Consider the following 22,936-nt stretch of genomic DNA (forward strand, 5'->3'; position numbering starts at 1 on the left):
ATGACTGAAAGGTAGCTAGGACATCTGGTGCTGTTTTTTGTCCGTGTTAAGCTACTTCATCTTCTCAGAGATTTGTTAACTGTGAACTTGCTCACATGAGTACTGAAATTCTATTTGTTTTCCTGTTTTCCTTGGCATTTCTATTTGTTGCCCGCAAGGTAGCAAAACGTATTGGCCTAGTGGATAAACCCAATTATCGTAAGCGCCATCAAGGTTTGATTCCCTTGGTCGGTGGTATTTCTGTTTATGCTGGTCTGTGTTTTGCTTTCTTGATCACCGATCAAACGATCGCGCATGACAAACTTTATCTTGCCTGTGCAGGTGTGTTGGTGTTTGTGGGTGCCCTCGACGATCGTTTCGATATCAGCGTAAAATTTCGCGCCTCTGTGCAAGCTTTAGTCGGTATCGCCATGATGGTGTTTGCTGGACTTTATCTGCACAGCTTGGGCTATATCTTGGGCGGCTGGGAAATGTTGCTGGGGCCATTTGGTTATCTGGTGACCCTGTTTGCCGTTTGGGCGGCGATTAACGCTTTCAATATGGTCGATGGCATCGATGGTCTGCTCGGTGGGCTGTCGTGCGTTTCGTTTGGTGCGCTAGGAATACTGTTGTACCTGAGTGGCCATGCTGAATTGGCATTTTGGTGTTTCGCCATGATTGCCGCCATCGTTCCCTATATCTTGCTTAACCTCGGAATTCTTGGCCGGCGTTACAAAGTCTTTATGGGCGATGCTGGCAGTACTCTGATCGGTTTTACGGCAATCTGGCTACTGTTACAAAGCTCTCAGGGTACTAATCCTTCGATTAGCCCGGTCACGGCATTATGGATTATTGCTATCCCACTGATGGACATGATCGCCATCATGTATCGCCGTCTGCGTAAAGGTATGAGCCCGTTCTCTCCTGATCGTCAACACATCCACCACTTGATTATGCGAGCAGGCTTTACGCCGCGGCAAGCGTTTGTGTTGATCACGTTGGCGGCTGCCGTTCTAGCTGCTATCGGGGTGATCGGTGAACAACTTACCTTTATTCCTGAGTGGGCGATGCTGGTATTATTCCTACTGGCATTCCTATTTTACGGTTATTGCATTAAGCGTGCTTGGCGTGTGGCACGCTATATCAAGCGTTTTAAGCGCCGCTTGCGTCGTTCCGCCATCAATAAGCAAGAATCCTAACCAGAGGCTTTTGGGCAGTGATGAATTCAGAAATAACGTCTGACAAGAATACCCCGCCAGTGGATAACGAGCTCGATATCCGCGGTTTGTGTTGCACCCTGTGGCGTGGAAAACCGTGGATTATCGGTATGGCGGTGCTATTTGCTGCGGTCGCACTGGGGGTTTCCTATCTAGTGAAGCAGGAGTGGAGTGCGACTGCTATCACCGATAAACCCACAGTGAATGCGTTAGGGAGCTATTACTCTCAACAACAATTCTTGCGAAATTTAGATGTGCGAACTCTTGCCGCGACAGCGACTGAACAACCGAGTATTGCCGACGAAGCCTACAATGAATTCATCATGCAGTTAGCGGCCTACGACACCCGCCGTGATTTCTGGTTGCAGAGTAATTATTACAAACAGCGTCAGGAAGGGGATGAACGGGCTAATGCTGCGCTGCTTGATGAGCTGATTAACAACATCGTCTTTACCGCGCGTGATGATAAAAAAGTGCCTTACGACGGTGTGAAACTGACGGCTGAAACGTCGGCTGATGCTAATCGCCTGCTACGCGAGTATGTGGCATTTGCTAGTCAGCGTGCGGCGAAACATCTGAATGCTGAGGTTCAAGGGGCTTGGGCGGTACGTACCACCTCAATGAAAGCGCAAGTGAAACGTCAAGAAGCGGTAGCCGAGGCGGTTTATAAGCGTGAGTTAAGTAGGGTACAACAGGCATTGAAGATTGCTGAGCAACAAGGTATCAGTCGTACTCAAACGGATACACCCGTTGAGCAATTACCGGCTTCTGATCTGTTCTTGCTAGGGAAACCGATGTTGCAGGCGCGTTTGGAAGGGCTACAGGCATCAGGTCCTAACTACGATTTGGATTACGATCAGAACCGCGCGATGTTGGCGACGTTGAACGTTGGCCCAACGCTAGACGAGAAATTTCAAACTTATCGCTACTTACGTACCCCGGAAGAACCAGTAAAACGTGATAGTCCACGTCGTGTATTTTGGTTAATCATGTGGGGGGCCATTGGTGCTTTAGTTGGCGCAGGAGTTGCATTGACTCGCCGGCCACGTAATTAACAAGAATACAATCATCCGCTGATAAGGGCGTAAGTGCCCAATACGCAGTTCACTCTGTGTTTACTGACGAAAAGAGATCCGCTGTGAAAGTTTTGACAGTTTTCGGTACCAGACCTGAGGCCATTAAGATGGCGCCGCTGGTACATGCTCTGGCTCAGGATGATGCCTTTGAATCAAAAGTCTGCGTAACGGCACAGCATCGCGAGATGTTGGATCAGGTATTGCGGTTATTTGAAATCGTTCCTGATTACGATTTGAACATTATGAAGCCCGGTCAAGGGTTGAGTGAGATCACTTGTCGTATCTTAGAAGGTCTGAAGGGCGTATTAGAAGAATTTAAACCCGACGTGGTGTTGGTGCATGGCGATACCACGACGACGTTGGCAACCAGTTTAGCGGCGTTTTACCAACGTATTCCGGTTGGGCATGTGGAGGCCGGTTTGCGTACGGGCGATCTGTATTCGCCTTGGCCAGAAGAAGGTAACCGTAAATTGACCGGACACCTAGCGGTGTATCATTTTGCGCCCACCGAAAACTCTCGCCAAAATTTGTTGCGTGAATCGTTGTCGGACGAACATATTTTTGTCACGGGCAACACCGTGATTGACGCGCTGTTCTGGGTGCGCGATCGCGTAATGGGTAACCAAGAGTTACTCGATAACTTGGCACAGCGTTACCCGTTCTTGGATGACAGTAAGAAGTTGATTTTGGTTACTGGCCACCGCCGTGAAAGTTTTGGCGGCGGTTTTGAGCGTATTTGTAGCGCGTTAGCCGAGATTGCTCGCAACCATCCCGATGTCCAAGTGGTGTATCCAGTACATCTGAATCCTAATGTCAGTGAGCCAGTTAATCGTATCCTGAAAGGTATCGACAACATCGTGTTGATCGATCCGCAAGATTATCTGCCATTCGTCTATCTGATGGCCAAGTCTTATATGATATTGACCGATTCAGGCGGTATTCAGGAAGAAGCTCCATCACTGGGTAAGCCGGTGTTAGTGATGCGCGATACGACTGAGCGGCCAGAGGCGGTAGATGCTGGCACGGTACGTTTGGTGGGAACCAATGTGACTAAAATTGTCGATGCAGTCACCCGTTTACTGACGGATGAAAACGAATACCACGCTATGAGTCGGGCGCATAACCCATACGGTGACGGGAATGCCTGCCAGCGTATCCTCGAAGCTTTAAAGAATCATCAGGTGAAACTATGAGTTTTGACACTATTTCGGTTATCGGTCTGGGCTATATCGGGCTGCCTACAGCCGCCGCATTTGCTTCGCGCAAAAAGAAAGTGGTGGGCGTTGATGTCAACCAACACGCAGTTGATACCATCAACCGTGGCGCGATCCATATCGTCGAACCTGACTTGGATAAAGTGGTCAAGGAAGCGGTTGAAGGCGGCTACCTGAGTGCGGTCACAAAACCGTTGGCGGCAGATGCTTTCCTGATCGCCGTACCAACACCGTTTAAAGGTGACCACGAGCCGGATCTGGCCTATGTAGAGGCCGCGGCCAAATCATTAGCGCCGGTGCTAAAAAAAGGTGATTTGGTGATTCTGGAGTCTACTTCACCAGTAGGCGCGACCGAGCAGATGGCTGAGTGGTTAGCAGAAGCTCGTAGCGATCTGAGTTTCCCGCAGCAGGCTGGCGAAGCTGCCGACGTGAATATCGCCTATTGCCCAGAGCGTGTGCTGCCGGGGCAGGTGATGGTTGAATTGATTCAGAACGACCGTGTTATCGGTGGGATGACGCCGAAATGCTCCGAACGTGCTAGCTCGCTGTACAAAATTTTCCTCGAAGGTGAGTGTGTTGTAACCAACGCGCGTACCGCCGAGATGTGTAAGCTGACCGAAAATAGCTTCCGCGATGTCAATATCGCCTTTGCTAACGAACTTTCGCTGATCTGCTCCGATCAGGGTATCAACGTATGGGAATTGATCCGTTTGGCTAACCGCCATCCACGCGTCAATATTTTGCAACCTGGCCCAGGCGTTGGCGGTCACTGTATCGCGGTCGATCCGTGGTTTATCGTGGCACAGAATCCGCAACAGGCTCGTTTGATCCACACTGCGCGTCTAGTCAACGACGGCAAGCCATTGTGGGTTGTCGACCAAGTGAAAACCGCAGTTGCTGATTGCTTGGCAGCGACCAATAAGCGCGCTTCTGAAGTGAAAATTGCCTGCTTTGGTTTGGCATTTAAGCCGAATATCGACGATTTGCGAGAAAGCCCTGCGGTTGAAGTGGCACATCTGATTGCTGATTGGCATGCGGGTGAAACTTGGGCGGTGGAACCTCATGTGGAACAACTACCGAAGTCATTGGTAGGGCAGGTAACGTTGAAAGATATGGCTACCGCTCTGGGACAAGCTGATGTCGTCGTGATGTTGGTTGATCACAAACAATTCAAAGACATCGCGCCGGAGAAGATCAAACAAAATTGGATTGTCGATACCAAAGGAGTTTGGCGTTGAAACGTATTCTAGTCACCGGTGGAGCCGGTTTTATCGGTTCCGCAGTGGTAAGACATATTATCAGCGACACGACGGATGCCGTGGTGGTGGTGGATAAGCTGACCTACGCCGGTAACCTTGAATCTTTGGCACCGGTTGCTGATAGCGAACGTTATGCTTTTGAGCAGGTAGATATTTGCGATCGTGCGGCGTTGGACAAGGTTTTCGCCCAATATAAACCTGATGTGGTAATGCATCTGGCGGCGGAAAGTCATGTGGATCGTTCGATTGATGGTCCGGCTGCCTTTATTGAAACCAACGTGGTGGGCACTTACACCATGTTGGAAGCGGCGCGCCATTACTGGCAAACACTGACAGAACAGCAGAAACAGGCCTTCCGTTTCCATCATATCTCCACCGATGAAGTTTATGGCGATCTGCACGGTACCGATGACTTGTTTACCGAAACCACGCCTTATGCGCCAAGTAGCCCATATTCTGCCTCCAAGGCTTCGAGCGATCATCTGGTTCGCGCTTGGCTGCGTACCTATGGCTTGCCAACGATTATTACTAATTGTTCTAACAACTACGGCCCTTATCACTTCCCTGAGAAGTTGATCCCCTTGGTGATTTTGAATGCCGTGGCGGGTAAACCATTGCCCGTTTATGGTAATGGGGCGCAGGTTCGTGATTGGTTATACGTCGAAGACCATGCCCGTGCATTGTACCAAGTCGTCACCGAAGGTGTGGTGGGTGAAACCTACAACATCGGTGGTCATAACGAACGTAAAAATATCGACGTCGTTACAACCATTTGTGAACTGCTGGAAGAGTTGGCGCCGAATAAACCTGCAGGTGTGGCTCACTATCGCGATCTGATTACTTACGTGAAAGACCGCCCTGGCCATGACATGCGTTATGCCATTGACGCCAGTAAGATTGATCGTGAGCTAGGTTGGCGACCACAGGAAACATTCGAAAGCGGCATCCGCAAAACGGTAGCTTGGTATCTGAATAACGAAACCTGGTGGCGTCGTGTTCAGGATGGCTCCTACGCAGGTGAACGCTTAGGCCTAAGCGAATAATGCTCGAGTGCGGTAGCCTCGTGCTGCCGTGCCGTTCTGGAGTGAATATGAAAGGTATAATCCTTGCTGGTGGTTCCGGGACGCGTCTGCACCCAATCACCCGTGGTGTCTCCAAGCAACTGTTACCTATCTACGATAAACCCATGATTTATTACCCGCTTTCGGTGCTGATGCTAGCCGGAATTCGGGACATCTTGATTATCTCTACGCCTGACGATTTACCCTCATTCAAACGATTGCTGGGAAATGGTGCCGAGTTTGGTATTAACCTCAGTTATGCCGAGCAGCCGAGTCCAGATGGTTTAGCGCAAGCGTTCCTGATTGGCGAAGAGTTTATTGCCGGTGAGCCAAGCTGCTTGGTTCTTGGTGATAACATCTACTTCGGCCAAGGATTTAGCCCGAAACTGAAGAGTGTGGTAGCGCGTAACCAAGGTGCAACGGTGTTCGGCTATCAAGTGATGGACCCTGAGCGTTTTGGTGTGGTGGAGTTTGACGATGACTTCCGCGCCCTCTCGATTGAAGAGAAGCCAATCAAGCCAAAATCCAACTGGGCAGTTACCGGTTTGTATTTTTACGACCAACAGGTGGTAGATTTCGCTAAACAGGTCAAACCGTCACCACGCGGTGAGTTGGAAATTACCAGCATCAATCAGATGTATTTAGAGCGCGGCGAGTTGAACGTCGAACTATTGGGGCGCGGTTTCGCGTGGCTGGATACCGGCACCCATGACAGCCTGATCGAAGCCAGTACCTTTGTGCAAACGGTCGAAAAACGTCAAGGTTTCAAAATTGCCTGTCTGGAAGAGATCGCTTGGCGCAATGGTTGGCTGGATGATGAAGGCGTGAGCCGAGCAGCGAAAGCGCTAGCGAAAACCGATTACGGTCGATATCTAAAGGATTTGCTGCATGTCCGTCCGCGCCAGTATTGAGCCTTTGGGCTGGGAGAGTGAGTTCTTCCAGCTACACAGTGCCAAACTGCATTTTGACGATACTGCCAACGTACTGACCGATGCGGCGTTGGATACTTACGCATTGGTACAGGCCAAAATTCCAGCCGATCGTATGGATCTGGCTGATGGCTTAGCTGAGTTTGGTTTCCGTTTGGTCGAAGGTGAGATTGATCTGGTTCTCACAGTTGGCACGGAACCTGCTTGTATTAAAGGGCTGTTATTACGTCCTGCCACAACGGAAGATATTCCTTTGTTGCGTCAAGCGGCTGCCAGCGTATTTGCTGCCAGCCGTTTTCGCGCACCTTGGTACGGTGAGCAGGACAGCGGACGCTTTTATGCGATTTGGATTGAGAAAGCGGTACTCGGCACCTTTGATCACCAATGCCTTCTGGCGCTGGATGATGAAGGGCAACCAGTCGGCTTTGTCAGTCTGCGCGATATTGGTCAACAAGAGGCGCGTATTGGTTTATTAGCGGCATTCCCTGGTGCGACAGGCAAAGGCATTGGTTCACAATTGATGACAGCGGCGATCGCCTGGTGCCAGCAACGGCAATTACAACGTTTGCGCGTGGCGACCCAGATCGGCAATGTGGCCGCATTACGGCTCTATCAACGGCACGGTGCCATGACTGAGAGCACCGCGTATTGGTTATACAGAGGTTTACATGATTCCATTTAACGCTCCACCAGTTGTTGGTACTGAACTCGAATACATGCAGGCTGCCATGAGCAGCGGCAAGCTGTGCGGTGATGGTGGTTTTACCCGTCGCTGTCAGCAGTGGATGGAGCAACGTTTTGGTAGCCCGAAAGTTTTATTAACTCCGTCTTGTACTGCCTCGTTGGAGATGGCGGCGATCCTGCTGGATATTCAGCCGGGCGACGAAGTCATTATGCCGAGCTATACCTTTGTTTCTACCGCTAATGCGTTCGTATTACGTGGTGCTACCGTGGTATTTGTCGATTTGCGTCCAGATACCATGAATATCGACGAAACTAAGATTGAAGCGGCTATCACCGACAAAACGCGTGCCATCGTGCCTGTTCACTATGCAGGTGTAGCCTGTGAGATGGACACCATCATGGCGCTGGCGAAAAAATATAACCTGTTTGTGGTGGAAGATGCCGCACAGGGCGTGATGTCCACTTACAAAGGCAAAGCGCTGGGGACTATCGGCCATATCGGCGCGTTTAGTTTCCACGAAACTAAAAACTATACCGCCGGTGGTGAAGGTGGCGCGACCTTGATCAACGATCCTGCGCTGATTGACCGTGCGGAAGTGATTCGTGAAAAAGGGACTAACCGTAGCCAATTCTTCCGTGGTCAGGTAGACAAATACACTTGGCGCGATATTGGCTCCAGTTACTTGATGTCTGATTTGCAGGCGGCTTACCTGTGGGCACAGTTGGAAGCGGCAGATAAAATTAACGAACGTCGGTTGAAGTTGTGGCACAACTACTACGATGCCTTTAAAGCCTTGGCACAAGCGGGTCGTATCGATCTGCCCAGCGTTCCTAAAGATTGTGTGCAGAACGCGCATATGTTTTACATCAAGCTGAAAAATGTCGAAGACCGTACCGCGTTTATTAATTATCTGAAAGAAGCCGAAATTCTGTCAGTATTCCACTATATTTCGCTGCATACCTGCCCGGCAGGTGAGAAGTTTGGTCGTTTCTCTGGTGACGACCGCTTTACCACTAAAGAGAGCGAGCGTTTGGTACGTATCCCGTTGTTCTATAATATGTCTGAGGTTAATCAGCGTACGGTGATCAATACCATCCTGAACTTCTTCGCTTGATATGTCGTTAGCAAAAGCCTCCATTTGGACCGCAGGCTCCACGCTGATCAAAATCGGCGTGGGGTTGCTGGTGGTCAAGTTATTGGCCGTGGCGTTTGGCCCGAGCGGTGTTGGACAGGCGGGTAACTTCCGTCAGTTGATTACTGTGCTTGGCGTACTGTCTGGTGCGGGGATCTTCAACGGTATTACCAAATATGTTGCGGAATATCATCAAGATCCACAGCGGTTACGTATAGCCGTAGGGACAGCATCCAGTATCGTTCTGGGGTTTTCCACGCTGCTGGCATTGGTGTTCCTGTTTGCTGCCGAACCGATTAGCCGTGCACTGTTTGGTCATGCCGAATACGTCAACGTAGTACGGGCAGTCGCGTTTATCCAAATGGGTATTGCCTACGCGAACCTGTTCCTGGCGGTACTGAAAGGTTATCGCGATGCGATGGGGAACGCGCTGGCAATCATCGGCGGTAGCCTGATCGGCGTAGTAGCTTATTATTTGTGCTTTAAGCTAGGTGGCTACGAAGGTGCCTTGGCTGGGTTGGCATTGGTGCCAGCGTTAGTGGTACTGCCTGCTGGTTTTATGCTGTGGCGGCGAAAAACGCTGCCATTGAGTTACTTCAAGCTGGCGTGGGATAAAGCGCTTGCCAGCCACCTAGGCAAGTTCACCATTATGGCGTTGATCACTTCGGTGACTCTGCCGGTGGCCTATGTGATGATGCGAAACCTACTGGCAGAACATTACAGTTGGGACGAGGTGGGGATTTGGCAAGGTGTGAGTAGTATTTCCGATGCTTACCTGCAATTTATCACCGCCTCGTTTACCGTGTATTTGTTACCAACGCTGTCTCGCTTGACGGACAAAGGCGCTATCTCTAACGAGATCGTACGCTCGCTGAAATTTGTGCTGCCAGCGGTCGCCGCGGCCAGTCTTACTGTTTGGTTGCTGCGTGATTTCGCCATCTGGTTACTGTTCTCAGACAAATTTGTCGCCATGCGCGACCTGTTCGCTTGGCAGTTGGTGGGTGATGTACTGAAAGTGGGTGCTTATGTCTTTGGCTATCTGGTGATCGCCAAGGCATCGTTGAAATTTTATATCCTGACAGAAGTCAGCCAGTTTTTACTGTTGACGCTGTTCTCGCACTGGCTGATCCCGCTGCATGGCGCTTTGGGCGCAGCACAGGCTTATATGGCAACCTACATCGTATATTTCACGCTCTGTAGCTGCGTATTCCTTATTTATCGTAGACGAGTATGACCACACTGATTCACGTATTGGGCTCTGATATCCCGCATCATAATCAGACAGTGCTGCGCTTCTTCAATGATGTGCTGGCAACACGCCTGCCGCCTGCACAAGTCAGCCATTTCATGGTGGCGGCGAAAGACGTGGCCGCGCTGGGGCAATATCCCGCACTGACCATTGAAGCCCATCAGGATAAAAAAGCGTTAGCGACGGCGGTGATTGCCCGTGCGCAGGCGGATCGCAATACTCGTTTCTTCCTGCACGGTCAGTTCAACCCGACGTTATGGCTGGCACTGCTGAGCGGGAAAATCAAACCGCAGCAGGTGAGTTGGCATATCTGGGGGGCGGATCTGTATGAAAACGCTACCAGTTGGAAGTACCGTCTGTTTTATCTGTTGCGCCGAATGGCTCAGGGGCGAGTGGGGCATGTGTTCGCCACCCGTGGGGATTTGATTCACTATCAACAGCGCCACGCGCGGGTTCCGGCTTCGTTGCTGTATTTTCCTACGCGGATGGACCCAGCGTTGACCGGGGTTGAGGTGGAGAAGAATGTCGCTGGGCCGTTGACCATTTTGCTGGGTAACTCTGGCGATCGAACCAATCGTCATATTGAAGCGCTACAAGCCATTCATCAACAGTTTGGTGCCGATGTACGCGTGATCGTGCCGTTGGGCTACCCGGCAAATAATGACGCCTATATTGAGCAGATCCGCAGTGCTGGATTGAAACTGTTCAGCGAAAAGAATCTGCAATTGCTGACGCAGCAAGTGGCGTTTGACGATTATCTGAATATCCTGCGTGAATGCGATCTCGGCTACTTTATTTTCGACAGGCAGCAGGGCATTGGTACTTTGTGTCTGCTGATTCAGTTCGGTGTGCCGTTCGTACTCAGCCGTCAGAACCCATTCTGGCAGGACTTGGCCGAACAACATCTGCCGGTGTTGTTCTATGGCGATACGTTGGATGAAAGCGTAGTGCGTGAAGCTCAGCGCCAATTAGCCTCGGTAGATAAGCAGTCTATTGCCTTCTTTAACCCGAACTATGTTGACGGTTGGCAACAGGCGTTGGCGTTAGCCGCGGGAGAGAACTCATGACGCTAGCGCAATTTGGCGGGTTGTTTACCGTTTATCTGATCGGCGTGTTGTTCGTGCTCACGTTGACCTATCAAGAGTTCCGTCGCGTTCGTTTCAACTTCAACGTGTTCTTTTCTCTGTTGTATTTATTGACGTTTTATTTTGGTTTCCCACTGACTTGTTTGCTGGTGTTCCAGTTTGACGTCGATGTGGTACCGCCGGAGTTCTTGCTGTACGCCATTTTGTCGGCGACCTGTTTTTACGCGATTTATTACGTCAGCTATAAAACGCGGTTACGTAAACGCAGCGAGCAGCCACGCAAACCGGTGTTTAATATGAACCGGGTGGAAACCAATCTGACGTGGGTGCTATTGGCACTGGTGGCGATAGGTACTGTCGGTATCTTCTTCATGCAGAACGGTTTCTTGTTGTTCAAATTGAACTCCTACAGCCAGATATTCTCTAGCGACGTATCAGGCGTGGCGCTCAAGCGCTTCTTCTACTTCTTTATTCCGGCGATGCTGGTGGTGTATTTCCTCAAGCAGGACATGCGCGCTTGGTTCTTTTTCCTCGCGGCGACAGTGGCGTTTGGTATTCTGACCTACATCATTGTCGGTGGAACACGCGCCAACATCATTATCGCTTTTGCACTGTTCCTGTTTATTGGCATTGTACGCGGGTGGATCACCCTGTGGATGTTGGTAGCCGCGGGAGTGTTCGGTATTGTCGGGATGTTCTGGCTGGCGTTGAAGCGCTATAGCCTCGATGTCAGCGGTGCAGAGGCGTTTTATACCTTCCTATACCTGACGCGCGATACCTTCTCGCCGTGGGAAAACTTGGCGCTGTTGCTGCAAAATTACGACAAAATTGATTTCCAAGGGCTGGCGCCGATTATTCGTGATTTCTACGTGTTTATCCCTTCTTGGCTGTGGCCGGGACGCCCGGACACCGTGCTCAATAGCGCCAACTACTTCACTTGGGAAGTGTTGAATTACCACGCTGGTTTAGCTATCTCCCCAACACTGATTGGTTCGTTGGTGGTGATGGGCGGTGTAGCGTTTATCCCTATTGGTGCCGTGGCAGTGGGTTTGATTATCAAGTGGTTTGACTGGTTGTATGAACTGGGTAAAACCGAGGAGAACCGTTATAAGGCGGCGATCCTACAAGGATTCTGCTTTGGTGCGGTATTCAACATGATTGTATTGGCGCGTGAGGGATTGGATTCGTTCGTCTCACGTGTGGTGTTCTTTTGTCTTATTTTCGGTGCCTGTTTGGTGCTGGCTAAATTACTGTATTGGTTGTTTGATACCGCTGGGTTGATTAAGGCAAAGGTTATGCGTTCACGCAGGTTGCCAAGGTCTACTGCCTCGCAAGCTGACAGTCTTTCGTAGAGGTGATAATGGAAGCAAAAATTTCGGTACCCAAGTACGAGCTGCGTGGTTTTAGCCTGTGGGGATTCCGTGATATGGCACAGTGCATGGATTTCTTGTTCGACGGTGGCCAAGTCAAGCAGGGCACATTGGTGGCGATGAACGCCGAGAAATTACTGGCCGCCGAGCAAGATGCTGCACTGCGTGGTTTGCTGGACGAGGCAGAATACAAATATGCTGATGGTATCAGCATGGTGCGTTCGATCCGTCGGAAATACCCTGAAGCGGAAGTCTCGCGTGTTGCGGGTGCTGACCTGTGGGAAGCACTGATGGCTCGCGCAGGCAAAGAAGGCACGCCGGTGTTCCTGATTGGCGGTAAACCCGAAATTTTGGCCGAAACTGAACAGAAACTGCGTAGCCAATGGAATGTGAATATCGTCGGCAGCCAAGACGGTTACTTCACGGCGGAACAACGTGATGCGCTGTTTGAACGCATTCGTGACAGCGGTGCAGCGGTAGTCACCGTGGCAATGGGCTCGCCGAAGCAGGAGTTGCTGATGCGTGATTGCCGTAAGGTTCAGCCGCAGGCGCTGTATATGGGCGTAGGCGGCACTTACGACGTCTTCACTGGCCATGTAAAGCGTGCGCCCAAGATATGGCAGAACTTGGGGCTGGAATGGCTGTATCGCCTCCTGAGCCAACCAAGTCGTATTCGCCGTCAGATCAAGCTGTTGAAGTTCCTCGGTTATTACTACACTGGTAAAATGTAACGACCTCCTATCGAGGCGGTGTCCACTGCCTCGTAATTTTCTTGTTTTTGTCAGCCTGTTGCCCATCTTGTCAGTGTTTATTCCATAAAGTGGTCATTTGCGGTTTGCTTCTGGTGGCGAAATGCGGAAGGATACTGACCGCAATTTTCCCCGGCATCAGCATGGCCGCAGGATAACTACTGAGGATTTATGGCAAGCAAAGAAAAACCACAAGGATTACACCGAGGGTTAGAAGCCCGACATATCGAACTGATCGCGCTCGGCGGTACTATTGGCGTCGGTTTGTTTATGGGGTCGGCCAGTACGCTGAAATGGGCAGGGCCGTCGGTGCTGTTGGCTTACATTATTGCTGGCCTGTTCGTCTTCTTTATCATGCGTTCGATGGGCGAAATGTTGTTCCTGGAGCCTGTTGCGGGGTCGTTCGCCGTCTATGCGCATAAATACATGAGCCCTTATTTCGGCTATCTGACGGCCTGGGGTTATTGGTTTATGTGGATCGCTGTCGGTATCTCGGAGATTACTGCGGTCGGCGTCTACGTACAGTACTGGTTCCCGCTGATCCCACAATGGATACCCGCCTTGATCGCCGTGGCAATGGTGGCGTTAGCCAACTTGGCCGCGGTGCGATTGTACGGTGAGATGGAGTTCTGGTTCGCGATGATCAAAGTCACCACCATTATTGTGATGATTTTGGTCGGGTTGGGCGTGATCTTCTTCGGCTTCGGTAACGGCGGAGAACCAACGGGTTTCGCTCATCTCACGGATCATGGCGGTTTCTTTGCCGGTGGTTGGAAAGGTTTCCTGTTTGCGCTGTGCATCGTCGTCGCGTCTTATCAGGGGGTTGAGTTAGTCGGTATCACTGCTGGCGAAGCCAAGAACCCGCAGGTGACGCTGAAGCGCGCGGTTAACAACATTCTGTGGCGTATCCTGATTTTCTACGTAGGCGCGATTTTTGTCATTGTCACTATCTTCCCGTGGAACGGTATTGGCACTGAAGGGAGCCCATTTGTACTGACCTTTGCCAAAGTAGGTATTGTTGCGGCGGCAGGTATCATTAACTTTGTGGTGCTGACAGCGGCGCTCTCCGGTTGTAACAGCGGCATGTACAGTGGTGGGCGTATGCTGTACGCGTTGGCAAAGAATCGCCAGCTACCGGCTGCCTTGACCAAACTTTCCGTCAATGGTGTGCCGGTGAACTGTATTGCCGTGACTATTGTTTGCCTGTTGGTGGGCTCTTGCCTGAATTACTTGATTCCCAATCCGCAGCAGGTATTTGTTTACGTCTATAGTGCCAGCGTGTTGCCGGGTATGGTGCCGTGGTTTGTGGTTCTGATTAGTCAACTGCGTTTCCGTCGTGCTCATAAAGAAGCGATCAAAACCCATACCTTTAAGTCGATCCTGTTCCCGTATGTGAATTACCTGACTATCGCTTTCTTGATTTGCGTATTGGTAGGAATGGGGATTAATCCAGATACCCGTGTTTCTCTGTTAGTTGGCGCGATTTTCTTGGCTGTCGTTAGCTTGTGCTACTTTGCTTTAGGGATGCATAAAAAACATCATCCGGCTGAAAACTGTACGGAAAGCCAGGGATAACCTCGAAAAATAGGTGGTAGATTGCGCTTTGGTGGGTAGCGGTGAACAAAGCGTAATCAAACACAACATTTCTGCGAAAAAGCACTAGACAGGATTGGTTTAAAACCGTAGTATCCCCACCCGCAACGGCGCTACGCGCCCGTAGCTCAGCTGGATAGAGCGCTGCCCTCCGGAGGCAGAGGTCTCAGGTTCGAATCCTGTCGGGCGCGCCATTAAATTTGTGCGCAGGAGCTGCGGTGGTATCATTACCGCGTGAAGGCAGTAAGCAGAAAGAAGCAGTAAATAGTGCAGTATATAGTTAAGAAAATCAGTGGTGGCTATAGCTCAGTTGGTAGAGCCCTGGATTGTGATTCCAGTTGTCGTGGGTTCGAGTCCCATTAGCCACCCCATCTTAACCGACTGTCAGTAGTAAAAATTTGAAAGCTGTTTTGTGTTATTGCGAAGGTGGCGGAATTGGTAGACGCGCTAGCTTCAGGTGTTAGTGTTCTTACGGACGTGAGGGTTCGAGTCCCTCTCTTCGCACCACACAAAATGTCTATTTTTACATAGACATATGCGTCAGATTAGCGTAGTATAGCAACACAAATCGGCGAGTAGCGCAGCTTGGTAGCGCAACTGGTTTGGGACCAGTGGGTCGGAGGTTCGAATCCTCTCTCGCCGACCACATTAAAGAAACCCGTTCAGCAATGAACGGGTTTTTTGCTTTCTGCTATTTATCATTTTTCTCTGCCACTGCTTTTGTCTGCTATCTCTCATCTCTGATGTGATATTCCGTATAGCGTTGGTTTTTGGCGACAATCGCTATTCGCATTGTCGTTAACCAGAGACATCTATCTTATTGATTTTTATGAAATCACATAACTTTACGTTAAGTCGTCGTTTTAAGACGACAGATTCTGATTTCAGCGAAAACCGTGGGCTGCTATGAGATGGGAGGGTAGTAAATTAGCGTTAAATAAAATCACTTAAAAATCAACATGATGAAATAATTTTCACTAATTGATTCGTTAGATGCCAAAGTTGGCACGCGAAGTGCTATATCTATAGCGTAGATGCTCATTCCATTTCTTATGTTCGCCTTAGGCCTCATAAACCCCGGGAATGATGCAGAGCCGATTTAGGGTGCCTATTGTCCACCAGAACGATGAATCGAATTCATCACACTGAGGGCATAACGTTGAGTGAGGCACCGCCCCTGTTGTTCTAGACCTGATTGCTCTTTATACACTTGCCTCGGCAAGTGTTTTTTTTTGCGCATAAAAAAACGCGACATATTGCTATGTCGCGCTTTGGGTTCAGATAGAGTCTGTACTTATTCGCCGTTTTGCTTCAGCGTTAACATCAACCCTTCACGACGCATCTGAGCGGCTTCCTCAGAGCGGTGTAGTTTCTCTAATGCATCGGCCAACCAAGCGTAGTCGTAGGCGTCAGGACGCTGTTTCAGCGCTTCACGGAACGCATCGCTGGCTTGCTGCCATTCGCCGTGCTTCATCAGCAACTGCCCTAACGTGCTATTCAGCAACGGTGTCGCGCCATGTTGCTTCATTTGCTGGCGTAATGCTTTTTCCAACTGCTCCGGATTACCTGACTTCAAACGAGGGATCAGTAACACCAGACGTTCGTCATACTGACGTTTCAGACCATCAAGCACAATTTCCTGCGCCATATCGTGATCGTCACATTCGATAAGGTGTTCCACCATCGTCACTTGCAGTGGGACTTCGTGGCGTGTCTTACGACTTTGGTCTTTCCACCAACGTTTCAGGCCATCACTACCTTCATCTGCCATTGCCTGATTCATCAGGCCGATGTGAGCCTGTTGCTGCAAGGCTTGGATCTCATCTTCGTTGTGCAAATTAATCTTGCTCATTGAAGGCAGGATCTCTAGCAACGATGCATAAGCCCCAGTGCGGAGATAAGCCTGCTCTGCCAGACGTAGCACTTCCGGGTGGCGTGGTGCCAGGTTCAGTAAGCTGTCGACGCCGTGACGGGCAGCGTGATCTTCCCCTTGGGCGAGTTGAATACGCACTCGAGTGATATCGACCGGTAGTTGGTCGGTATCAGCGGCTTCAGCGGCACGCTCCAGATATTGGTTAGTACGGAAGTCATCACCACGTTGCTGTGCCGCTTCCGCCGCCAACAGATAGTTCACTACCGGTTGTTCTGCGTGATCGGCATTGCGCGTCAGCAGTTTTTCCACCTGCGTATAATCGCCTTCAGCCAGCTTGAGTAATGCGGCTTTGGTTTGTTTACGGGCACGAGTACGTTTACGCCCCAAGAACCAACCGCGAGTACGAGAGCCGGTGCGGAACAGGCGGCGTAGAACCCATTCGATGATAAACAGCACCACGAACAGCAAAACCGCCATAATCACCAAACCGGTGACACTGGTTTCGATGTTGTAGTTGTCGGTCTGGATCAGTACGTAGCCTTGATGACCCGCTAACATGGGACCGATCACGACGCTGGCAATCAGCACCAGGAACAGGAATAACACGCGTAACATGGCTTATCCCTCCTGGTTGGCGGCGCTAGGACCTTGCGCCAGCAGATTGCGCACTCGGCTCTGCATCAGTTTTTCCAGTAATGGCTGGCTTTTCAGTTGCTCTGGCACGTCCATTGAGACTGACTGTTGGCTCAGGTTATCGAGTTCTTCCAAAAAGGCTTTGGTCGCGGGATCGTTAGGATCAAAATAGGCGCGCACCCAAGTGGAGATGGTTTCCAGCGACTGCTTATACACTTCGTTCTGATGACGCGGAACCGCTTGAGCGGCGACTAGCAGGCGAGAACGAATGTTTTCACGCAGGTAGATGTCCTGATTCGGAGCCAGTAGCGGCTCTGCGCTGGTATCACGGCGGCGAACAGTAATAAATTCAGCCATAAAGTTGTGCCAGCTTTTACTCAGGTTCTGTCGCCATTCGCTGATAGAGCTGGATAACTCGCCGCTGTCTTCATCCATCGGCGCGCCATCACGATCGGTATCCGCCAAGCGCAGGTTATCTACTTGATTAGAAAGTTGATTCACTTTCAGAATGATACCGTCGAAGTCGACCTGACTGACGGCCGAAAGGGAGCTGACGTCTTCGGTAATGGCGCGACGCACATCAAGCAGACTCGGATCATTCATATCCGCCAGACTTGCATCGGCGCTTTTCAGCAACGCTGCCGCGGTCGTGACGTCTTGGTCGCTCCACAGTTTGCGCCCCGCCATTTTCACCAAGAAATCGGCCTGAGCCAACAGCCAGGTTTTGGCATCACTACCGGAGATGGTGGCGACCTTTTCTTGTAGTTCAGTCAGTTGACGCGCCAGTGAGGTTTGTTCACGATCGGCGGCATCCAGCGTTTTGCCTTGCTGTTGTAACAGGCCTTCCAGCGCGTTTTTCTCTTGCTGTTGGCTCTGTTTCAGATCGGTTAACTGTTGCTGTAAGGCTTGATTGGCGGCAATCAGCGCCTGCGCTTGCTTATGCGTGTGGTAATAACCACCGGCACCCAATGCTATCACCAGCACGATGGCGATAGCACCCAATACTGGGCCGCTATTTTTGCTTTTACGCTGCTCGGCATCCTGCTGATTATGCTTCTCGGCCACCGTGGTTGGCTCTTCAACCGAGGCGGATGGGGTATTTTGTTCCGTCATAGTGGCATATCCCATAGTCAGATTATTGTAGCGCGCGAATTAGCGCGTCATTATCGGCATTGTCAGCTACCCGAATAATGCTCCAACCCAATTCCTGGGCGAGGGTAGCCAAGCGTTCACTTACTACTATCAAGCGGCAATGGAGTAGCCATGATGAACGATAGTAATCAGGAACCAAGGTATAAAGCTGTTGTAACATCTCACCACTGGTGACCACCAGCGTATCGACACCCGTGCGTTGCCAGTGGGCGCTCTGCTCGGCACCGTCATAATGAACCGGGCTACGCTGGTAGCATTCATAATAGCTGACCGTAGCTCCACGCTCGCGTAAGATATCGCCCAGAAGTTCACGGCCACCGTTCCCTCGCAGTAGCACGGCCTGTTTACCGGCTAGCTTTTGTAGTGCGGGTAATAACAGCAGATTTTCACTGATTTCGCTATCGCGCGGGTATTCCACCGGCAAACTGCTGATGCGATGGAGTGCTAATGCGCTAGTACGACCTATAGCATAATAGGCTAGGTGGGCAGGCCATGTCAGCCCAACGCGACCAATTACAGAATTGGCGTAATTAGCAGCGTGCTGTGATAACACAAAAACTAGATCGCCAGCGTCGAGCTGTTGTAACGCCGTTGGCAGTTTGGGGAGGTCGTTCCCTGGAGCAAAATCAATTAACGGGGCATGATAGGCAACCCGACCCAGTGTGCGCAGTCGGCTCACCAATTGTTCTCCCGCCGGGGAAGGACGAGTGACCAGAATGGTCATGCTGGCGGATTTCCTTGATAGACCTCAGCCAAGATCTCGCGAGCACCTTTTGCCAACAGTTCTTCAGCCAGCTCGACACCCATTTTTTCGGCATCAGCCATCGGGCCGCGACGCTCACCACGCACCATTTGACTGCCGTCTGGAGCACCCACCAAGGCACGTAGCCACAGCGTATCACCATCCAGTTCAGCATAGCTGCCAATCGGTACCTGACAACCGCCTTCCAAGCGAGTATTCATCGCACGTTCGGCGAGTACACGGGTTGCCGTTGCGTGGTGATTGAGTGGAGCCAGCAGGGCGCGGGTGATTTTATCGTCCAGACGACATTCAATACCGACCGCACCTTGACCGACCGCAGGCAGCGATTCTTCTGCACTCATCGGGCAACGGACGCGTTGTTCCAGCCCCAAGCGCTTCAAACCCGCCACAGCCAGAATAATGGCATCGTAATCGCCGTTATCCAGTTTGGATAAACGAGTACCGACGTTACCACGCAAATCACGCACGATCAGATCCGGGCGACGTTGACGCAACTGGCACTGACGGCGCAGGCTGGAAGTGCCGACGATGCTACCTTTTGGTAAATCATCCAGCGAGGCGAAACGATTAGAAACAAAAGCGTCACGTGGATCTTCGCGTTCGCAAATGGTCACTAAGCCCAAGCCCTCAGGAAATTCAACGGGCACATCTTTCATCGAATGCACGGCAATATCCGCACGACCTTCCAGTAATGCCAGCTCTAGCTCTTTAACAAACAACCCTTTACCGCCAACTTTCGCCAACGGGGTATCCAAAATAATGTCGCCACGTGTCACCATCGGCACCAGTTCAACCTGCAAGCCTGGGTGACTTTCTTGCAAACGCTGTTGAACATAATGTGCTTGCCACAGTGCGAGTGGGCTTTGACGGGTGGCAATTCGAATAATTTTGTCTAACATGCTTGTTACCGTTTTTATAATTCGCCGTTCATCCTACCACTGAGTGCTAACACTGTCAGTGCTATACCCTTCATACTTCAAGCCGCATTTTTGTTGGCTGCGTCTGTTCACCCCAGTCACATAGTTTGTCTATGCTCTTGGGGACTCACAGACTAGCCGCCTCAATGCAACTCGAATTATTTTGGGTATACGAAATTTTGGGCGGAAAAAGGACAACGGAATCAAAGGGAGATTGTGATTTTTTGGGGTAGATCACAGTGCGGGTAAATCATTTAGGGAAGCGCTACAATAAGTGTGGGGCTTTACCTCCTTTACGGTCAACCGGCAAGGTGTTAAATTGATCACGTTTCCAGCAATAAGTCGTCAAATACTCTTCTTAAACCAACGACGCTTATGGATACGGGGTTTTTTCTAAGCATCAGGATAATCAGGCGAAACGTCTTGTACCTCTACATCGAGACACTGAAACAAAGACTGGATGCGATCAACCAACTACGAGTGGATCGCGCCCTGGCGGCAATGAAACCTGCGTTCCAACGGGTGTACAGCCTGCTGCCTACCTTATTGCATCACCATCACCCACTGATGCCGGGCTACCTGAATGGTAACGTTCCCCACGGTATTTGCCTTCACACGCCTGATGAAACCCAACAAGACTATCTTAATGATTTAGAAGATAAATGGGGCAGTCCGTTTGAAAAAATGGCCAGCGGCGAATTGCCGATCACTGGGCTATATTCGATGGGCAGTACCTCGTCGATCGGTCAGAGCTGTAGCTCAGATCTGGATATTTGGGTTTGTCATCAATCTTGGTTAGACAATGAAGAACGCAACCGCCTGCAACAAAAATGTAGCCTGCTAGAAAAATGGGCTGCTTCGATGGGTGTAGATGTTAGCTTCTTCCTGATTGACGAAAACCGTTTCCGCCACAATGAAAGCGGCAACTTGGGTGGTGAAGATTGCGGCTCGACCCAACACATTCTGTTATTAGACGAATTTTACCGTACCGCGGTGCGCCTGGCAGGTAAACGTATTCTGTGGAATATGGTGCCGGTTGAAGAAGAAGCGCATTACGATGACTATGTGATGTCGCTATACGCACGAGGCGCGTTGACGCCAAACGAATGGCTGGATTTGGGCGGTTTAAGTACGCTGTCAGCGGAAGAATACTTCGGCGCCAGCCTATGGCAACTCTATAAGAGTATCGACTCGCCGTATAAAGCGGTGTTGAAAACTCTGCTGCTTGAAGCTTATTCCTGGGAATATCCCAACACTCAATTGTTGGCGGCGCATATCAAACAGCGTTTACATGATGGTGAGATCGTCTGTTTTGGTCTTGATGCCTACTGCATGATGCTGGAGCGCGTGACGCACTACCTGACTGAAATCAACGACCATACCCGTCTCGATCTGGTACGCCGCTGTTTCTATTTGAAAGTCTGCGAGAAATTGTCGCGTGCTCAAGCCTGTGTCGGTTGGCGACGTGAGATCCTCAGCCAGCTGGTGAGTGAATGGGGCTGGAGTGAGGAACGTTTGGCAATCCTCGATAATCGCTCCAATTGGAAAATCGAACGCGTTCGTGAAGCGCATAACGAGCTGCTGGACGCGATGATGCAGAGTTATCGTAACCTGATCCGTTTCGCGCGCCGTAACAACTTGAGCGTCAGTGCTAGCCCGCAGGATATTGGCGTACTGACCCGCAAGCTGTATGCCGCTTTCGAAGCACTACCGGGCAAAGTGACACTGGTGAATCCACAGATTTCTCCGGATCTGTCAGAGAAAGATTTAACCTTTATTCATGTGCCGGTTGGCCGTGCCAATCGCACCGGTTGGTATCTGTATAACCAAGCTCCGGCGATGGATTCCATTGTCAGTCATCAACCGCTGGAATATAACCGTTACCTGAACAAATTGGTGGCGTGGGCGTATTTCAACGGCCTGTTGACACCAGAGACTCAATTGCATATCAAGAGCGGTAACTTGTGCGATAGCGCCAAGTTGCAAGAGTTGGTGGCTGACGTTTCGCGCAGCTTCCCGCTACGTTTAGCGGCTCCGACGCCGAAAGCGTTGTATAGCCCGTGTGAAATTCGTCACTTGGCGATAATCGTCAACTTAGAAAATGATCCTACTGCGGCCTTCCGCAATCAGGTGGTGCATTTCGATTTCCGTAAACTCGATGTATTCAGTTTCGGTCAACAGCAGCAGTGCTTAGTAGGCAGTATCGATTTGCTGTATCGCAACTCGTGGAATGAAGTACGAACTCTACATTTCAGCGGCGAACAGTCGGTGTTAGAAGCGCTGAAAACGATTCTTGGCAAGATGCATCAGGATGCCGCACCGCCAGAGTCGGTTGAAGTGTTCTGCTACAGCCAACATTTACGTGGACTGATCCGTACCCGCATTCAGCAACTGGTTTCCGAATGTATTGAATTGCGTCTTTCCAGCACCCGTCTGGAACCGGGCCGTTTTAAAGCGGTACGCGTTTCTGGGCAAACCTGGGGCTTGTTCTTTGAGCGTTTGAGCGTTTCGGTGCAAAAATTGGAAAATGCGGTGGAATTCTACGGCGCGATCTCCAACAACAAACTGCACGGCCTGTCGATTAAAGTCGAACCCGATCAGGTTCATCTGCCGCCAGTGGTGGATGGTTTTGCCAGTGAAGGAATTATTCAATTCTTCTTTGAAGACACCACTGATGATAAAGGTTTCAACATCTATATCTTAGATGAGTCCAATCGGGTTGAGGTGTATCACCATTGCGAAGGTAGCAAAGAGGAGTTGGTGCGCGATGTTAGCCGCTTCTATTCTTCATCGCACGATCGCTTCACCTACGGTTCTAGCTTTATCAACTTCAATTTGCCGCAGTTTTATCAGATTGTTCAGCTCGATGGTCGTACTCAAGTGATCCCTTTTCGCAGCAGCGTGTTGTCGAGCCTGTGCGCGACGATACCGGACAGCACCGCACAACCCCTAAAGCAGCAGTTCCAACTACATTAATCGGGTTCGATGAACCCGATCCTA

The 22,936-nt window shown here is 50.6% G+C and carries 18 protein-coding genes and 4 tRNA genes; 18 read left to right on the forward strand and 4 right to left on the reverse strand.

Features of this window, described 5'->3' with window-relative positions; translation table 11 throughout:
• Positions 1-95 precede the first annotated feature (95 nt).
• From wecA to AC3ISQ_RS00635, 17 genes are all read left to right on the forward strand, one after another.
• Positions 96-1,178 carry a UDP-N-acetylglucosamine--undecaprenyl-phosphate N-acetylglucosaminephosphotransferase gene (gene wecA / locus AC3ISQ_RS00555; RefSeq protein WP_489350063.1) on the forward strand — a complete coding sequence of 361 codons (1,083 nt, stop codon included), beginning with the start codon at positions 96-98 and terminating at the stop codon, positions 1,176-1,178.
• A 20-nt stretch (positions 1,179-1,198) separates the two neighbouring features.
• On the forward strand, positions 1,199-2,251 hold the full coding sequence (wzzE, locus tag AC3ISQ_RS00560; RefSeq protein WP_489350064.1) for an ECA polysaccharide chain length modulation protein: 1,053 nt from the start codon (positions 1,199-1,201) through the stop codon (positions 2,249-2,251).
• A gap of 83 nt (positions 2,252-2,334) precedes the next feature.
• Positions 2,335-3,465 carry a non-hydrolyzing UDP-N-acetylglucosamine 2-epimerase gene (gene wecB, locus AC3ISQ_RS00565; RefSeq protein ID WP_489350065.1) on the forward strand — a complete coding sequence of 377 codons (1,131 nt, stop codon included), beginning with the start codon at positions 2,335-2,337 and terminating at the stop codon, positions 3,463-3,465.
• A complete protein-coding gene (wecC, locus tag AC3ISQ_RS00570) occupies positions 3,462-4,724 on the forward strand; it encodes a UDP-N-acetyl-D-mannosamine dehydrogenase (RefSeq protein WP_489350066.1) in 1,263 nt (420 codons plus the stop codon). The genes wecB and wecC overlap by 4 nt, the downstream gene beginning before the upstream one ends.
• Complete coding sequence (gene rffG, locus AC3ISQ_RS00575; RefSeq protein ID WP_489350067.1) at positions 4,721-5,788, forward strand: dTDP-glucose 4,6-dehydratase; 1,068 nt, start codon at positions 4,721-4,723, stop codon at positions 5,786-5,788. Before wecC ends, rffG begins: the two co-directional genes overlap by 4 nt.
• A 47-nt stretch (positions 5,789-5,835) precedes the next feature.
• Positions 5,836-6,717: a glucose-1-phosphate thymidylyltransferase RfbA gene (rfbA, locus tag AC3ISQ_RS00580; protein WP_489350068.1), complete on the forward strand. Its 882-nt coding sequence runs from the start codon at positions 5,836-5,838 to the stop codon at positions 6,715-6,717.
• Positions 6,695-7,417 (forward strand): dTDP-4-amino-4,6-dideoxy-D-galactose acyltransferase, encoded by a 723-nt coding sequence (gene rffC, locus AC3ISQ_RS00585; protein ID WP_489350069.1) that lies wholly within the window; start codon positions 6,695-6,697, stop codon positions 7,415-7,417. Before rfbA ends, rffC begins: the two co-directional genes overlap by 23 nt.
• Positions 7,404-8,534, forward strand: a complete 1,131-nt coding sequence (gene rffA / locus AC3ISQ_RS00590; RefSeq protein WP_489350070.1) for a dTDP-4-amino-4,6-dideoxygalactose transaminase — start codon at positions 7,404-7,406, stop codon at positions 8,532-8,534. Before rffC ends, rffA begins: the two co-directional genes overlap by 14 nt.
• Before the next feature lies 1 nt (position 8,535).
• Positions 8,536-9,786: a lipid III flippase WzxE gene (wzxE, locus tag AC3ISQ_RS00595; protein WP_489350071.1), complete on the forward strand. Its 1,251-nt coding sequence runs from the start codon at positions 8,536-8,538 to the stop codon at positions 9,784-9,786.
• Positions 9,783-10,868 carry a TDP-N-acetylfucosamine:lipid II N-acetylfucosaminyltransferase gene (locus AC3ISQ_RS00600; RefSeq protein ID WP_489350072.1) on the forward strand — a complete coding sequence of 362 codons (1,086 nt, stop codon included), beginning with the start codon at positions 9,783-9,785 and terminating at the stop codon, positions 10,866-10,868. The genes wzxE and AC3ISQ_RS00600 overlap by 4 nt, the downstream gene beginning before the upstream one ends.
• Positions 10,865-12,238 carry an ECA oligosaccharide polymerase gene (gene wzyE, locus AC3ISQ_RS00605; RefSeq protein WP_489350073.1) on the forward strand — a complete coding sequence of 458 codons (1,374 nt, stop codon included), beginning with the start codon at positions 10,865-10,867 and terminating at the stop codon, positions 12,236-12,238. Before AC3ISQ_RS00600 ends, wzyE begins: the two co-directional genes overlap by 4 nt.
• Positions 12,239-12,246: 8 nt before the next feature.
• Positions 12,247-12,987 carry a lipopolysaccharide N-acetylmannosaminouronosyltransferase gene (gene wecG, locus AC3ISQ_RS00610; protein WP_489350074.1) on the forward strand — a complete coding sequence of 247 codons (741 nt, stop codon included), beginning with the start codon at positions 12,247-12,249 and terminating at the stop codon, positions 12,985-12,987.
• Between the two features lie 189 nt (positions 12,988-13,176).
• Positions 13,177-14,580, forward strand: a complete 1,404-nt coding sequence (gene thrP / locus AC3ISQ_RS00615; protein ID WP_489350075.1) for a bifunctional threonine/serine APC transporter ThrP — start codon at positions 13,177-13,179, stop codon at positions 14,578-14,580.
• A 135-nt stretch (positions 14,581-14,715) separates the two neighbouring features.
• Positions 14,716-14,792 (forward strand) — tRNA-Arg (locus AC3ISQ_RS00620).
• Positions 14,793-14,893: 101 nt separating this feature from the next.
• A tRNA-His gene (locus AC3ISQ_RS00625) sits at positions 14,894-14,969 on the forward strand.
• Positions 14,970-15,018: 49 nt separating this feature from the next.
• Positions 15,019-15,105 (forward strand) — tRNA-Leu (locus AC3ISQ_RS00630).
• A gap of 62 nt (positions 15,106-15,167) precedes the next feature.
• Positions 15,168-15,244, forward strand: a tRNA-Pro gene (locus tag AC3ISQ_RS00635).
• A gap of 648 nt (positions 15,245-15,892) precedes the next feature.
• Here the strand turns inward: AC3ISQ_RS00635 and hemY are convergent.
• The 4 genes from hemY to hemC are packed head-to-tail and all read right to left on the reverse strand — an operon-like array spanning position 15,893 to position 19,918.
• Positions 15,893-17,086: a protoheme IX biogenesis protein HemY gene (gene hemY / locus AC3ISQ_RS00640; protein ID WP_489350076.1), complete on the reverse strand. Its 1,194-nt coding sequence runs from the start codon at positions 17,084-17,086 to the stop codon at positions 15,893-15,895.
• A gap of 3 nt (positions 17,087-17,089) precedes the next feature.
• Entirely contained in the window at positions 17,090-18,217 is a 1,128-nt protein-coding gene (hemX, locus tag AC3ISQ_RS00645; protein ID WP_489350077.1) for a uroporphyrinogen-III C-methyltransferase, read from the reverse strand.
• Positions 18,218-18,239: 22 nt separating this feature from the next.
• Positions 18,240-18,980 carry a uroporphyrinogen-III synthase gene (gene hemD / locus AC3ISQ_RS00650; protein ID WP_489350078.1) on the reverse strand — a complete coding sequence of 247 codons (741 nt, stop codon included), beginning with the start codon at positions 18,978-18,980 and terminating at the stop codon, positions 18,240-18,242.
• A complete protein-coding gene (gene hemC / locus AC3ISQ_RS00655; protein WP_489350079.1) occupies positions 18,977-19,918 on the reverse strand; it encodes a hydroxymethylbilane synthase in 942 nt (313 codons plus the stop codon). Before hemC ends, hemD begins: the two co-directional genes overlap by 4 nt.
• A 441-nt stretch (positions 19,919-20,359) precedes the next feature.
• Here hemC and AC3ISQ_RS00660 point away from each other — a divergent pair, with 441 nt between their 5' ends.
• Positions 20,360-22,912, forward strand: a complete 2,553-nt coding sequence (locus AC3ISQ_RS00660) for a class I adenylate cyclase (protein ID WP_489350080.1) — start codon at positions 20,360-20,362, stop codon at positions 22,910-22,912.
• Positions 22,913-22,936: the final 24 nt, after the last annotated feature.

It is taken from the genome of Serratia sp. KH_031 (assembly GCF_057839655.1).